Raw genomic sequence first — 15,458 nt, 5'->3', positions numbered from 1 at the left:
ACTCATTGGTTCTGGATCACAGAATACAGCATTGAAGCAACTCCTATTACAAGAGGCTCCATCACAAGGTCAACACGATACTTCTTTCCAACTTCAGGAGGTAGCCCGCATGGTATTCCAGGAGTTGAGATAAGACATCTCTCTTCTATCATGCCTTCTGATATTGTGTCTGCATTGGGTGTGGCCTCGAATACCATGGAAAACTTCTTCCTGTCGTCGCTACAGTAAGGCTTTATATTCAGTTCATCCACTGCCTTTTGAAGAAATTCTTTGTTGGGGTCGCAGGCATAGACATTGAAACCCTTGTTCACAAGGTGGCACGCCCCTGCATAACCGACCCTGCCAAGTCCGATGACAAGTATATCCTTTGAACTGGCTTCCTTGAATCTTGAAGCTATATCTGCATAGATTACACCTGTAGCTACATGGTTGCTGACTATCTTCTCGTTCCTCAGGTTGTGCGCAGTGAAAATATGGTCATCTGCCATCATAATTATGTCAGCTCCCTGGGAGACGGCTTCATAGTAACCTGTTACATCCGGATGCTCTGTTATGAATCCTTCAAAACCGAAGTATTGGGCGATGAACAGAAGAGATGACGTAAAATTGCCGATGACCCCGTTTCCTGCGGTGATGGGTATGATACCTACTTTTTCAGAACCGGGCTTTGTTCCATAAAGTGATTCACATATTCCTCTGATGTCAAGACCTGTGACCCTTCTTGCAATCTCATCATTTTCTTCAAGCTGCATGGAAAGGTTTTCCAGGTCTTCCGGTGTCAAAAGTGCCATTTTATACCTCCTGTGGGTTCTTCTGGAAATGTTGCGTTATCATTTCCATTCCGTTGTCTCTCACTTTTTCAGTCTCTTCCCTGCCGGTTCCCCGGCTTATCAGGGTAAAAACACTGTTCATGTTCTTACCCCTAGACTCGAATATTTCAAGTCCTTCGGAAGAATGGAATTGCACGTATTCGTCACCCTGAGAGAGCACATGTTCGCCAACAGGTTTCAGGTTCCCATTCTCAAGCAGCATATGTTCATAGATGCAGTAGTTCTTCTGCGCAGCTATATCCATCTCCTGGACTCCTTCTGAAAACGCCTGCATGAGTAATTCTACCAAGTTGATTCCTGTGGAATGGTAAACAGCCGTGGGCGTCTGGCTCGGGAATCTTGCATCTATCTCAAGCACCTTCAGACCCTGGGGGCTGTCTATTGCCTCTACATCCATTATTCCCCGAAGGCTGAGGTTCTTTGCCAGTTCATGACTTATCTTCCTGAATTCAGGATAGTTCTCAATGGGAGTCACCATATGGCAGTCGTATGTTTCGTCAATGTGTATCTTCGTTTCCTTGACAACTGCAAAGTTCTTTCCATCCCCTATGACCTCAAGGGAAACAACATCACCCTCTACATATTCCTCGATGAGCATGGATTGGTCAAGTCCTTCCAGTTCCTTGTCATCGTATATTATAGAGGTTCCAATGCTGCTGCTTTCACATGGAGGTTTTACAAAATAAGGTGGTTTCACAGGCTTATCTGCAGGAGTAGGTATGCCAATGGACTTGAAATAATCCTTTGAACGCTTCTTATCCATGCTTACATAATAAGCGTCAAAATCGAAGAGTATGGGGCATGCAAGTTCATTCTTTATACTCCTGAGAAACTCTATGGTTCTCAGGTTTTCATTTACCGGAATGATGGCATCCACATTTTCTGAGAGTTCTCTCAGTTTTTCGGGTTTCTCGGTTATGTCAAAACAGTGAAAACTGTCTACAACATTACGTATGAGGGGTTTTGCCCTGCGGTCTACAAGCACAACATTCATGCTTGCCTTGTGCGCCAGATAGGTAACCTCAAAACCCTGTAACTTACCTCCGATGATACAGATGGTCTTCATATTGCCACCACCGGCATTTCGACTGGCTTCCCAGTAGACTTTCCTATTATGCTGTTGAATTCAGTCTGGCTTGCAGGTTCCATACCCATGGTCTTGAGACGCTTGACCACGCTTTTTGGGTCCCTGTCCCTTTCTTCAAGTTCCCTGTCATAATTGACCACACCTTCCAGTGAAGAATTGGCTGGTATTATCGATGTAACAACGTTTGCACCTGCATTAAGGCGGTGGACCATGCCGTCAATTCCTTCAAGGTCAAGAGATGCTGGTATGAGCCTGTCCGGGAACATCAGTCTTAGTATTGATATTATCTTCAGTTCTGAGAGACTGGATTCCTGGCTTACTTTCTCAAGAGGGGTTCCTTCCTGCGGAACGAAAGTCATAACACGCACCATGTCCGGTTTATTTTTCTGCATGCCTCGCAGGGACTTAATGGTGGATTCTATATCATTTCCCACACCTGTGAGTATTCCGTCTTCCACGCAGTATCCTATTTTTTTGGCGAACTGCCTTGCATGCATTCTTTCTTCAAATGATTGTCCTACCCTCAGTTTCTGGTAGAGTTCACGGTCATGAGTTTCTTGGTAGAGAGCAAGGAAGTCAGCTCCATTTTCACGAAGCTTGCTGAGAGCTCTGTCATTCATGACGCCGGGTGAGATCATAATGGGTAATCCTGTTTCGTCTTTTACTGTTCTCACAATATCAACGAACTTTTCCGGGTCGTTGTGGAAATAGGGGTCTTCTCCCATGGTCAGGTCAACCATGTGGATACTTTCATTCTTCAGTGCCCTGCAGACATTACGTATCTCTTCCATATCAAGGCGGTATCGCTGTATATCGTTGCATTTGTTGTAGAAACAGAAAGCACAGTTGTTCTTGCAGTAAGTTGAAAAGTAAACGAAACTGTAGAGAAATACCTTGTTTCCAAAGAAATGATCTCTCACTTTTCTTGCCACATAGTGCAATTTCTGTATATCTTCTTCTTCCGTCAGGGACAGCAGTTCTCTGAGATTATAATCTGTGAGATGCTTTCCATTTACTATATCCTGTGCAAATCTTTCAAGGTCGCAGTAATCGATATTCTTTATCATGGTACTGCCTCACAGGTTTATGCTGATACCGTTGTAGTAGGATTCGGACCTTGCTGCACGCTTGATATTCTTGAAATCGTGCTTTGCCTTTAGAAGTCTTTCAAGGCCAAAACCGGCTCCTATCCATGGTTTATTTATTCCCCAGTCCATATCCATTGGAATAGGACCTACAACAGCAGATGATAGTTCCATGCTCTTGTGCATGATATCGATAGTCTCGCCATAGACCATGCAGCTATCCTCCATTATCTCATAATCGATACCAAGAAATTCTAGGAACTCATCGATAATATACTCAAGATTATCCCTTGTGCACTTAGAACCCATCTGACAGAAATTGAGCATGGTGAACTCTTCAAGATGGCTGTTCCCGTCTGATTCCTTGCGGTAGCAAGGACCTATCTCAAATATCCTTACAGGATCAGGCAGTACGTTATCGAACTTTCGCAGGTGGTTGTACAAACCGGGTGCAAGCATTGGACGCAGGCACATGTTGTCATCGACCCTGAATATCTGCTCGGATAGTTTCTTGTCCTCGCCGACTCCCATTCTTTCCATATATTCGAAGGGAATGAGTATGGGTGATTTTACCTCAAGGAAACCCATGTCCACAAAGAATTCGGTTATCGTCCTCTCAAGCTTCCCAAGCAGGTTCTCACGGCTGTTTTCGTATACTTCCCTGATATCTTTCTTCCTTTCAGTCTGAAGTATGGATTCCAGTTCACCAAAGGAACGCTTTTCCTTTGAGAATGATATCATCTCGCCGGGTCCTAGTAGTGAGAGTATCCTGGTCTTTTGCGAGGATGTGAGCTCCGTTTTCTTCGACTTTGTCTGCGGCTGGAAAATCTTATTAGATTTAGAGGGGCTGGAACTGCTCTTACTTTGCTTCGGAGCTGAACTGTGGTTGGTGGAACTATTGGCAGTTGTCTCAGCCCTTTGTTCATTATGAATTTGAGAAGGAGTGGTTGTTTTTATTTCCGGTGTGTTTATTGTTGCTGGTATTTCTTTTTTTACCGGCTTTTCAGGCTCTAAACGGAAAGAGCGAACAATTTTTATTTCAGATTCATCCTTTCTGGATATCTTCTTTGAAAATTCCCGTATTCTGTCTTCTGACAGACGACAGCGTTTACATGATTTCTGGAATTTGTGATTCCTGAGTGACCTCGCAGATCGGCTTGATTTTGAATTACGTACGGTGATTACTTCCCCGCAATCCATTTCAATTCGTATGTATTTCTGGGATGTTTCACACTTTTGTATCCCATGAAGGTGTCCGTTACGTGACACCCATAAACCGTTTTTGCTAATAAGTGTATCAAGTGGCTTCTTTTCCATGCTAACAGCTCCTGGATTGTGACCCTTTTTCGTACTAATTCCTAGAATCCCAGGTAGGTTAGTATCCAATTGTGGTTCTTGTTGTTGAATGTCATTTTTTGCTTCCTTGGTTTTAGTTTATTGATCTAATTATGTCGATATTTTGTATCGACTAAAGAAACATGTTAATCTTGGTTATCGATATATATATATATTGTCCATAATCTGCAGTATTTATAGTTTGTGTTTATAACTGACTGTGGTTCTTATATATACCTTCCGGCAAAATCGATGATTTATTGGGAAGCGCAGGAATACTGATTCGTACCTCTGTATATGAATATAGACCCTTATTAAGGGATATTTTGTTTTAGAACAGAATGATATATAGTATAATTCGGTGTTATTATTTGCATGACATGTGAATTGTCATGTGGTTTGATAATTTGCAATATCCAATAAATTGATAAAGATTATTAATTTCAACTATAATAATTGTATGCCTTCCAACAAAAGTGCTAATTTTTGGGAAGTGCAGGAATACTGACCCGTATTCCTGCCTATGGATATAGACCCCTTTATAAAAGGGATACTTTATTCTAGAACAGAATAATATATAGCATAATTTGGTGCTATTATTTGCGTGATATGTGAATTGTCATAGGGTATGGTAATTTGTAACATCTGAATGAATGTTTTAAAAAATTTAATGTGAAACAAAAAGTTCAAATTCTCTCTAATAATTCAATGTTCTTCTCGAATAAGCTTTCAAAACTTCCAGATGAATTCAAATATTGCTCATTTTATTGGAGAATTCTCCATCTGATGCTTATAAAGTGCTATTTCGATTGCAGTTCGAAGATCGTCTTCTTCAAAAGGCTTTAAAATATATCCATAAGGTTCTGTCTGTTTAGCTCTTTTAAGTGTTTCATTGTCCGAATGAGCAGTAAGATATATTATTGGTATATTGAACCTTTCACGAATCGTCTGAGCTGCTTGAATTCCGTCCATATCTCCTTTTAGTCTGATGTCCATTATCACAAGATCTGGAAGGAACCCTTCAGCTTTGTTAATTGCTTCTTTTCCGGTTGATGCAACACTGGAAACCTGATACCCAAGTTTTTTCAGTCTTTTCTTTAGCTCCAAAGCCACAATATTTTCGTCCTCAACAACAAGTATCTTTGCATTATTGACTTCTATTTCATCCATTTTAGTTCCTCTCTGCAAAATTTATGATAAACTCAGTTCCATGAATTGAATTCAGTTCAATGGTGCCATCAATCTGGTCAACCAGCGTGGTCACAAGCTGTAAACCTAGAGATTCTGTATTTCTGTAATCTATATCCGGGGAGATACCAATTCCATTATCTTTTATTATCAATAAAAAAGCATTTTTCAGAACTTTGAGTTCCACACTTATTTCCCCTTTTTTCATTTCAGGGAAAGCATGTTTTAGTGAGTTTGAAACAAGTTCATTGATTATCATACCAAGTGGAACAGCTGTATCAACATTCAGATAAACATCCTCTATTTTTGAAACAAGCTTAATATCCTTTTTTTCAGTTCCGCATGATCTGGATAGATAATTCATCAATTTCTCCGTGTAATCAGAAAAGTCAATACTTGTCATATCCTTGGATTGGTACAATTCTTCATGTATCAGAGCCATTGAACGCACACGGTTGCGACTATCCAAAAAAGCGTCTATTACGTCCTGCTCCTCGAAATTGTCAGATGCAAGATAGAGCAGACTTGAAATTACCTGTAAATTGTTCTTTACACGGTGATGTATTTCTTTCTTGCGTATGTTCTCTGTCTGAATAAGTGCTTCTTCTACTTTTTTACGTTCAGTTATATCCAGAATGATTCCCTGCAATGTGATCCTGCCGTAATTATCACGTCTTGTGAACGTCCTTTCATCTACCCATCTTACATCGCCTGATTTGGTGTATATTCTATATTCGTAGTTCAGTCGAGCATCCTTTTTCATATAATAATTGGATATATGCAAATGTGTTCTTTTACTATCATCCGGGTGTATGATATCGGCATACTTGATAGTATTCGATGTAAAATCTTCTACAGTATAGCCAAGTTTTGTGATATTATCTGAAACGAATTCCACTGGCCAGTCAGTTTCTGTCTTCCATTTGAAGACTATAACGGGGCTGTTATTGATTATGCTCTCCATTTCTTCTTTAAGCTCATTGGAATGCTTAAGTTCGTCAGCATATTTTTTGAGTTCTTTTTCCGTCTGTTTTCTTTTACTGATATCTCTTGCAATGGTAATAACTGCTTTATGCCCATCAAACTTTATCATCCGGCTACTCAATTCTACTGGAAAGATAGTACCATCTTTTCGCATGTGGATTGTTTCCAATAGGTTGCTTTTGATCTTGGATAGCTCTTTTATAATTCTAAGAAAATCCTTTCCGCGGTTGGAAGCATCAATATCCATGTGTTTCAGAGAAAGGAATTCATCGCGAGAATATCCCATTCTTGAACATGTGACTTCATTTACTTCCAGGATATTTCCTTGCATATCAGTAAGATATATTGCATCATTTGGACTTTCAAACAAAGTTCTGAATTTTCTTTCAGAATCTTTCAGAGCCTTCTCAGCTTTTTTTTGCTCGTGAATAGCTAAATCTAACGAGTTTCTTGTTTTTTCAATTCCGTCAGTGAGGATATTGAAATCACCTTCACCATGAATCTGAACATTGCGAGAAAAATCATTTTTTTGTATAGCATTAAGTACATTGTTGGAATCTGCAATAATATTGTTCAGTGAATCTGCAAAATTATCCAATGTATCTCCCAGCTGCTTGAATTCCCCTTTTAGTTCCAGTTCGGTACGTGCTCCAAGTTCTCCTTTTGCAAGGGCATTTGTAACTCTGATAGATTCCCGTATCGGTGCTATCACAGCATCCAATATCATATTAAGCCCGATTGGAATTTCTTTGAAGTCTCTCTCTACATTTGTTTTTGCTCTTGTATCCAATTTACCGTCAACGGCATCCTGAGCAATATTTCTAAAGTTCTTAACTATTTCATCTATAGGAGAAGTTATCGATGTTGCTATCAAATAAGAGACCAAGCCCATGAAACATATTGAAATCATAGATATGATAATTAGAGTTTTCCTGAGCTTAGTGACTCCGGCAAACATTTCTTCCTTTGGGACTACAAGCACAAAAGAGTAGTTGCCTGTCCTCACAGGTTCGTAGAACATTATTACATCTTTGCCTGTTGCAGGATCGATAGTTTCAACACTTCCGCTCTTTCCAATTTTGATGTCATCTGCTGCAGCTGATATTTCAGGTATGTCAAAATCGTAAAGAGTATGGGTGCCCATTCCCTCTTTGTATTCAGGATGAGATACCAGAATACCGGTATTTCCTGTCACAAATGCATATCCTGTGTCAAAGGCTTTTATGTCACTTACCACATCATCGATATAATCAAGAGATACATCAACACCTGCAACACCTATGAATTTATCATCTTTAAAGATAGGTACATCGTAACTTACCATGAAGATACCCTGGTAAAAATAAGGTTCTGTAACAATATCTTCGTGTGTTATTTTCGGAAGCTGATAGTAATCCTGGGTGTCATAGTTTACCAGGGGTTCAATTCCTATTTTTCCCTCAATAGTATTCCAGTAAGGTACGAACCTCCCGGTGGAATCATGGTCTGGGGTATCGATATATTCATTGTCCTTTCCATCAAAGGCATTTGGTTCGTATCCTACATAAACTCCCGTAAGAGAAGGATATGTTTCAAGAACATTTCTGAGAATATTGTTTACTTCTTCCCTGTCGGCAGCCGTGTACATTTCCATTGTTTTGGCAATGGTTTGTGCAATAGCCATATTTGCCTTCATATCTCCATCGAACTGATTCGCATAATCCTTTGCCATTTCCACGGATTGAAGATGTGCCAGTTCTTTTTGTTGTGCTGTCACGGTTGTGATGCTGACGGCAGTTGAAACAATAAGTACCAAAAAAACACTAACTACTATGTATATGATCAACTTGATTTTTATTGATATCTCATTCTGTTCCATTCATATACACCTTCCTATCAGTACCTATTTGATATTGTTGCAGATTCTTCAGTTCTTCATTCTTTATAAATCTCATTTGCCATTTTTTGATAATATCCGAACAGTTCCTCTCCCCATTTAAGGGATTTTTGGGAAAAACTCATGATGTCTTTATGGTCATACATTCCCTTGTCATTGAAAAAACTGGCAGAAAACAAGTTATCGGTAATTATAATGGAAGGAGGAACCAAATCTTTTTCGTATAAGAACAATTTTATATTTTCTGAATCCTGCAGATTCTTCAGTTCTTCTTGCCTGTCTTCCTGCATTCTTTTAAACACAGATCCAGTAAAAATAATTGATATTTCAGTTCCGTTTTCTGCAAGTTTGCTGTAAAATGGTGGATAAAATGGATGATATATAGAAAACACAGAATTTACATATTTTGAATTCAGGAGGGGTGCAATAAATTCTTTGGAGGGTTCGAACATATCGTTCAATTCTGGTTCTGCAATTATAGAGTCTTCTATTTCTCCGATTCTGTCCAGCAGATAACCCGGGATTGTGTTTAGGTCCCTTTTAACCCAGTAGTCAGTATCTTTTTCAAAAAGCTTTAAAACACCTTCAATTGTTCTTACGTTTTCTGCTATCAGTTTTCCAATATTGGATAGTTCATAGTCCTCTTCCGGGTTGCAGACCAGTTCTTCTTCCTTTAACTCTTTAAGAGGAAGTATTAATGCACGCCAATCAACACCAAATTCCGTCTTCATTTCCTCGGGACTTTTTGGTCCTTCCAGTAGTAGTAATAATATTTTTCTTCTTTTTTCAGAAAACCAAATGGTTTCAATTAATGATGATTCCATTGTATCTGTCCCCCCTTCCCCAAATAATATTTTTCCTATTCAACCTCTGTTATTTGACAGAGCTTTTCTGAATTTGTCCTATAATAGTCGAACAGTTCATTACACCACTTTAATGAACTCTCGTCAAAACTGATTATATCTCTGTGGTCATATCTCCCCTCATCATTGAAAAGGCAAATATAACTAAACCAATCAGTCACTGTTACCATTGGTATTTTTGGGTTTTCTTTGCAAAGGAAAAGAGTTGCATTTGTCATTTTCATCAATTCATTGAATTGTTCAAAGTATTCATTCTTCATTTTTTCCAAAGCTACCTCTGAAACAAAAAGTGATATCTTTGCTCCCGATTGGGCTGCTTTCAAATAAAGGGAAAGGAACATTGGATGAAGGTATGAAACAAAAGTCATAATTGATTTTGATTTAGGAATGTTATCAACAAATTCTCTGGGAAGCTCAAACATATGGTTTATATCGGGTTCTATGAGAAAATAATGCCCAAGGTACCTTATTTTACTGAAAAGATGTGGGGGTATTGCATCAAAATTCCTGCTGGCCCAGAAGTCTTTGTTTTCTTCAATAATTCTCGATGTACAAAGAAATGGTAGCATGTTCTTAATAATTGTTTTTCCTATAGTGGTCAAACTGAATTGATCTTGTTCCTGCATTATAAGGTTGTTATTCTTCAGTGTTTTTATCTGGGGCATTATGGACCTGGTCGTTACATTAAGTGATTTTTTTATTTGTTCGAGATCTCTTTCCCCTTCATATAATAGTAGCAACAGATTCTTTCTCTTTTCAGAAAACCAAACAGTATTTATTAGTGACGTTTTCATACCCCTCATCTTCCCTTTTCAGTTGTAATGTCCTATTTTCAGGACATTTGATTGTTAGTTTCCTTAAATCCATTGGTCAAAATCCTTATTTAGTGTTACAAAAACCTTTTTACTTTCATCTAATAACGCTTTAACCTAACCTTATATTAATCTAATTTAGAGGTAAATTCACATTGATGTTTACAATTCACAAGACATGTGATAATTTACAAGGGCTATGATAAGTACGGCTCCCTTTTAATAATCAATCAGAAACTGAAATGTTCATACCTTTTTAAAAGTAATAATTGAGGAGTTATGTACTGTTAATGTTGAAAAATTGGCATGAATTATGCTATATGCTGTCAGTTAAATCTCCTATGTGCAGTTGTTATCAATTGGATAACTTCTCTTAAAGTAGTTGTTTTCAGAAACAGTTGTACTGGTAGATGCAATTCTGTAAGAACAACTTTAAAAAAAGAACGTGAAAAATACAAAAGGTGGATTTAATGGGAAATCAGGAAATGTTAGACAAACTTAGAGACGCAATTGTGAATCAAGACGTAAATGGTTGTGCGGCAATTACACAGGAAGCCCTTGACGCAGGCATCAGTGCTTTTGATGCCATCGATGGAGGTCTTTCCGTAGGAATGAAAATAATCGGTGACAAGTTCGAAGCAGCCGAAATTTACCTTCCGCAGATAATGATGTCTGCAAAGGCAATGAATGCTGCAATGGAAATTCTCACTCCTTTACTTGCAAAAGAGAAGCCTGGAGAAGGTGTTGGAACAGCCATCACTTTTGTACAGGAAGGGGACATTCATGATATCGGTCACCGCCTTGTATCAACAATGCTCGGTGCAAACGGTTTCAAGATAGTTGACCTTGGTGTGGACGTACCAAATGATGACATCATGGATGAGATCAAAAAGCTCAAGGGCAGCAAAATCCTTCTTGTAGGTTCTGCACTCATGACAACTTCTATGCTGGGTCAGAAAGACACAGTGGAAGCTCTTGTGGAAGAAAACCTCAGAGATTCTGTAAAGATCATGTTCGGTGGTGCACCAGTTTCAGATGGATGGATCGCAGAGATAGGCGCAGATGCAACAGCAGAAAATGCAGCAGATGCAGCTCGTGTAGCATTGGAACTTATGAAATAAGGGGGCATATAATATGACATTTTCAAGATCATTAGATTGTTATGAATTCTACGAGCGTGCAAAGAAAGGTCAAAAGATGACCCAGGATGACTGGGATCTCATGACCATCCCTATGAAGTCAATGGAGCTCAAGCAGAAATATAACCTTGATTTCAAGGGAGAATTCATTCCAACAGACAAGGACATGATGGAAAACCTGTTCAAAGCAGGTTTTGAGATGCTGCTCGAGTGTGGTATATTCTGTACTGACACAAGCCGTGTAGTAAAATATACTGAGGATGAGATATGGGATGCTATCAACAATGTCCAGAAAGAATTCACACTCGGAACCGGTAGAGATGCTGTAAGGGTCCAAAAGAGAAGTGTTGGTGACAAGAGAAAGCCAATAATTCAGGGAGGTCCAACCGGTTCCCCTATTTCTGAAGACGTTTTCATGCCTGTTCACATGAGTTACGCTCTTGAGAAAGAAGTTGACACTATTGTTGATGGTGTCATTATGTCTGTTCGTGGAAGGCCAACAATTCCAAAGAGCCCATACGAAGTCCTTGCAGCCAAAACAGAAACAAGGCTGATCAAACAGGCATGTGCGATGGCCGGCAGGCCTGGCATGGGCATATAGGGACCAGAGACTTCCCTGTCCGCTCAGGGAAATATCTCTGCTGACTGTGCCGGTGGCATGGCTAGCACTGACAGTCACGAAGTATCACAACTCAATGAGCTTAAGATCGACCTTGATGCTATCAGTGTCATTGCACACTATCAGGGTAACAGTGACATCATCATGGACGAACAGATGCCTATCTTTGGTGGATATGCCGGTGGCATAGAAGAAACCACAATTGTTGACATTGCAACCCACATCAATGCATTTGTGATGAGCAATGCAAGCTGGCACCTCGACGGTCCTGTTCACATCCGTTGGGGATCCACAAACACCAGGGAAACCCTGATGATCGCTGGCTGGGCATGTGCAACCATTTCAGAGTTCACAGACATGCTTTCAGGTAACCAGTATTACCCATGTGCAGGTCCATGTACCGAGATGTGTCTGCTTGAAACATCTGCACAATCTATGACCGACACAGCATCCGGTCGTGAGATCCTCTCCGGTGTTGCAGCTGCAAAAGGAGTTGTTCAGGACAAGACCACAGGTATGGAAGCAAGGATGATGGGAGAAGTCGCAAGAGCAACTTCAGGCATGGATATTGGAGAGGTAAACGTTATCCTTGACAACCTTGTCAAACTCTATGAGAAGGACTATGCAAAAGCACCAGCAGGTAAGACATTCCAGGAATGTTACGATGTTGCTACCGTAACACCAACCGATGAGTATGTGAAAGTCTACGACGGCGCACGCAAAAAGCTCGAAGACCTTGGACTTGTATTCTAAGTCCATTTGAATAACGTGCCAGCGAAGGCTATCGCTGGCATTTTTTTTATCTACGCAAGTAATGAATAATCATGTAGAATACACTAAAAAGGAGTTTTTCCAATGGATGGATATTGGACGATCATTAACGGGATAATATACTTAGTAGCCTTTGCATTGATCGCATGGGTATTGTTGGATGCGAGTAAAACATCCAAAAAATTAAAGAGGTGATGATTTGACTGATGAAGTGGCAGAATCACCCGGACTTGTCAAGACTCTCAAACCCTATCATGTTTGGGCATTGGGAGTAGGAATAGTCCTTGTGGGTGAATTTATGGGGTGGAACTTCACTGTGGCAAAGGGAGGTATCCTAGGTTCATTGCTTGCGATGCTTGTTGCAGGAACAATGTACGTGATAATTGCTTTGTGTGCAAGTGAACTGGGATCCGCTACGAAATTGGCAGGAGGTCCTTATGATTGGGCACGATTGTTCATCGGACCCGGTGCAGCAGCGAGTGTAGGTCTTGCTGTATACATGGAATATATAGCACTGGAAGCCGCGGATGCTATTGTTGTTGCATTTATAGCGCAGGAGGTATTCCCTGAATTGCAGGTATTCCCTGTGACATTATTGGTAATAGCGACACTTACGTTCATCAATTATAGAGGTGTTGTAGCTGCACTGACTCTTAATTTCTTCATGACAGCTATAGCTTTCTTTGCTATCATAGTATTCTTCTTCTCAGGAACATTCGGTGTATTTGAGCTTCATCCGGAGTACCTTTTCCAGGGAGCTATGCCAAATGGCCTGATAGGTCTGTTTGCAGCTTTGCAGTTTGGTCCATGGTTCTTCTTGGGTATAGAAGGAGCAGCGATGTGTGCAGAAGAATGTAAACATCCTTCAAGAGCAGTACCTCTTGGACAACAGGCAGGAATGATCACACTACTTGTCGGAGCTGCGATGACGCTCTTTATATGTGCAAGTCTGCTTCCTTCCGGTATACCTGCAGAAGGTCTTGGAGTTTCGGTTTATCCACTATTTGAGGCTGCGCAGTCAACTGGTGTGTATGCACTGATAGCTCTGTTGGCACTTGGAACTTTGCTTACATGTGTTTCCAGTGCAAACGGATGCGTTTGTGATTCCTCAAGATCATGGTTTGCTCTTTCAAGGGATCATTTTGTGTCAAATTGGTTCTCTTCCGTGCATCCAAAATATCAGACACCCTACAAAGCAGTAATTTTCACAATGCCTATCGCAATAGCCTTTGCATTCAGTGGTTATCTGGACCAGGTCATTACCTTCTCCATTGTATCCGGATTGCTTTGCTATGTCTTGATACCATTTGCTCTGCTGCGTTTCAGAAAGATGTTCCCAACACACATTAACAAGGTACGCCCATTCGTAAGTCCTTTGCAACCGTGGATATCTTACTTTGCAATGGCAATAGCCATCGTTATCATGTCCACATTGTTCTGGGGATATAGATACAACCTCATCTTTGCTCTGGCTTTCTATCTGATAGCATACTTCTACTTCCACAACAGGAACAAGAAGTTCCTGAAACCTTTGGATTGGGGCGAGGAAATGGGTTGGCCAAACCCAAGTCATCATGTTGAAAAGGAGTGATATGAATGGATGGAGTCAACGAAGCAAAATATAAAGGAGCATTCGCAAAGGACACATATTTGATAGTAGGTGCAATAGCATTGTTGATAGTTGTGCAGGGTTATGTAGTCTTTACTATACTATCCGCAGCAGGTTCAGCAGTCTCTCCTGCAATCAGAGGGATCTACGTTGTGTTCTTTGTACTGGTAGTGGGAATTGAAACACTTGGTTACTGGCAGGTACGTCACTCAATTAAGCAACACATGTTCGATTTCAAATACTACGACTGAGGTGGGTAATATGGATGAAAACACACAGAAACAAAGTGCACTGAGGGAGGCATTTGATATTGTATTTATATTCGTACTTGCCTTCGTCTGTCTTGTGGTACCAACACAAATTCAGGGTTCAGTGCTTGTTGGATGGACAGAGACAGGTGCTATCCAATTCCTATGGGATCCGATAGGCTATTTCAGCTTGCTAGGAGGCATAATACTGTTCTTCGCAGTTATGCTGTACCATTCGGTAAGCCACTATAAGTTTTAGAGGAGTATGTCAGTGGAAGCACTGGCATTTACTTTTTTTTAAACGGAGAAGCCTATTTACAAAATAGATAACGTATCAGGTGAAATTTATGAAATCGGATATCAATGTTCAACGAGCAAAAGATAATGAAAATCTTACTGACGTGGAAAAAAAGCATATTCCAGTCATTGAAGCTCCCGCAGCAGTAATAGCAGGTGAGCCTTTTGAGGTGAAAGTTACGATTGGTAGTGTTCCTCATGTGATGGAAGAAGACCATTACATCCAATGGATAGAATTGCATATAAATGGTGATTTTGTCGGGAAAAAGGAATTAAAAGCAGCAGACGGAAAAGCCGAAGCTACTTTTACAGTGGTAGGAACCGAGGAAATGATCTCTGCACGTGAGATAATGAACTGCAGAATTCATGGATTTGGTGTATGTGGTACTTGCGGTACCAGGTCAGCCATTGTGATTCTAAGAGCACTTGAAGGTTGCAATGTACATGGTATATGGGAGGGTTCAAAGGGAATTGAAATAACTTCCGCGACTTCAAAGCCTGGGAAAAAGTGTGAGTGGGGCCCTGAATTATAATTTAATTTCAATTGGAGTTTGAATATATGACAGAATATACCCCTAAAGAAAGATTAGCACGTGCATTAACCGGTCAGCCTGTTGACAGGATGCCTGCAGTATCTGTAACTCAGACCGGAACAGTGGCTCAGATGGAAGCCTGTGGCGCCTTCTGGCCTGAAGCAAACTATGATGCGCAAAAG

At 40.3% G+C, this 15,458-nt stretch carries 14 protein-coding genes and 1 pseudogene; 7 read left to right on the top strand and 8 right to left on the bottom strand.

What is annotated here, in order from left to right:
• Nucleotides 1–2: 2 nt before the first annotated feature.
• The 8 genes from pylD to QZZ23_RS02400 form a co-directional block, all read right to left on the bottom strand.
• The gene (gene pylD / locus QZZ23_RS02435; RefSeq protein WP_292466611.1) at nt 3–791 is read right to left on the bottom strand and encodes a 3-methylornithyl-N6-L-lysine dehydrogenase PylD; all 789 of its coding nucleotides are present in this window, start codon (nt 789–791) and stop codon (nt 3–5) included.
• A 1-nt stretch (nt 792) separates the two neighbouring features.
• Complete coding sequence (gene pylC, locus QZZ23_RS02430) at nt 793–1,896, bottom strand: 3-methylornithine--L-lysine ligase PylC (RefSeq protein WP_292466610.1); 1,104 nt, start codon at nt 1,894–1,896, stop codon at nt 793–795.
• A complete protein-coding gene (gene pylB / locus QZZ23_RS02425; protein ID WP_292466609.1) occupies nt 1,893–2,984 on the bottom strand; it encodes a methylornithine synthase PylB in 1,092 nt (363 codons plus the stop codon). Before pylB ends, pylC begins: the two co-directional genes overlap by 4 nt.
• A 9-nt stretch (nt 2,985–2,993) precedes the next feature.
• Complete coding sequence (pylS, locus tag QZZ23_RS02420) at nt 2,994–4,319, bottom strand: pyrrolysine--tRNA(Pyl) ligase (RefSeq protein ID WP_292466608.1); 1,326 nt, start codon at nt 4,317–4,319, stop codon at nt 2,994–2,996.
• A gap of 777 nt (nt 4,320–5,096) precedes the next feature.
• Nucleotides 5,097–5,507, bottom strand: a complete 411-nt coding sequence (locus tag QZZ23_RS02415; RefSeq protein WP_292466607.1) for a response regulator — start codon at nt 5,505–5,507, stop codon at nt 5,097–5,099.
• Nucleotide 5,508: 1 nt separating this feature from the next.
• Nucleotides 5,509–8,367 carry a PAS domain S-box protein gene (locus tag QZZ23_RS02410; protein ID WP_292466606.1) on the bottom strand — a complete coding sequence of 953 codons (2,859 nt, stop codon included), beginning with the start codon at nt 8,365–8,367 and terminating at the stop codon, nt 5,509–5,511.
• 56 nt (nt 8,368–8,423) lie between these two features.
• Nucleotides 8,424–9,209 carry a winged helix-turn-helix domain-containing protein gene (locus QZZ23_RS02405; RefSeq protein WP_292466605.1) on the bottom strand — a complete coding sequence of 262 codons (786 nt, stop codon included), beginning with the start codon at nt 9,207–9,209 and terminating at the stop codon, nt 8,424–8,426.
• A gap of 35 nt (nt 9,210–9,244) precedes the next feature.
• Complete coding sequence (locus tag QZZ23_RS02400) at nt 9,245–10,051, bottom strand: winged helix-turn-helix domain-containing protein (RefSeq protein WP_292466604.1); 807 nt, start codon at nt 10,049–10,051, stop codon at nt 9,245–9,247.
• A gap of 479 nt (nt 10,052–10,530) precedes the next feature.
• Here QZZ23_RS02400 and QZZ23_RS02395 point away from each other — a divergent pair, with 479 nt between their 5' ends.
• From QZZ23_RS02395 to QZZ23_RS02365, 7 genes and pseudogenes are all read left to right on the top strand, one after another.
• Nucleotides 10,531–11,181, top strand: a complete 651-nt coding sequence (locus tag QZZ23_RS02395) for a methyltransferase cognate corrinoid protein (protein WP_292466603.1) — start codon at nt 10,531–10,533, stop codon at nt 11,179–11,181.
• Between the two features lie 13 nt (nt 11,182–11,194).
• Nucleotides 11,195–12,571 (top strand): annotated as a pseudogene (locus QZZ23_RS02390) (monomethylamine:corrinoid methyltransferase).
• 217 nt (nt 12,572–12,788) lie between these two features.
• On the top strand, nt 12,789–14,180 hold the full coding sequence (locus QZZ23_RS02385) for an amino acid permease (protein ID WP_292466602.1): 1,392 nt from the start codon (nt 12,789–12,791) through the stop codon (nt 14,178–14,180).
• A gap of 5 nt (nt 14,181–14,185) precedes the next feature.
• The gene (locus QZZ23_RS02380; RefSeq protein WP_292466601.1) at nt 14,186–14,449 is read left to right on the top strand and encodes a monomethylamine permease; all 264 of its coding nucleotides are present in this window, start codon (nt 14,186–14,188) and stop codon (nt 14,447–14,449) included.
• Between the two features lie 10 nt (nt 14,450–14,459).
• Nucleotides 14,460–14,705, top strand: a complete 246-nt coding sequence (locus QZZ23_RS02375; RefSeq protein WP_292466600.1) for an AcrB/AcrD/AcrF family protein — start codon at nt 14,460–14,462, stop codon at nt 14,703–14,705.
• Between the two features lie 88 nt (nt 14,706–14,793).
• A complete protein-coding gene (locus QZZ23_RS02370) occupies nt 14,794–15,276 on the top strand; it encodes a class II SORL domain-containing protein (RefSeq protein ID WP_292466599.1) in 483 nt (160 codons plus the stop codon).
• Nucleotides 15,277–15,302: 26 nt separating this feature from the next.
• Nucleotides 15,303–15,458: uroporphyrinogen decarboxylase family protein (locus QZZ23_RS02365; RefSeq protein ID WP_366931302.1), on the top strand; the 156-nt coding region annotated here is incomplete at its 3' end.

Source organism: Methanolobus sp. (assembly GCF_016278385.1).
GTDB lineage: Archaea > Halobacteriota > Methanosarcinia > Methanosarcinales > Methanosarcinaceae > Methanolobus.
The sequence above is the reverse complement of the archived record's forward strand: the minus strand, read 5'-3'. Positions and strand labels throughout refer to the sequence as shown.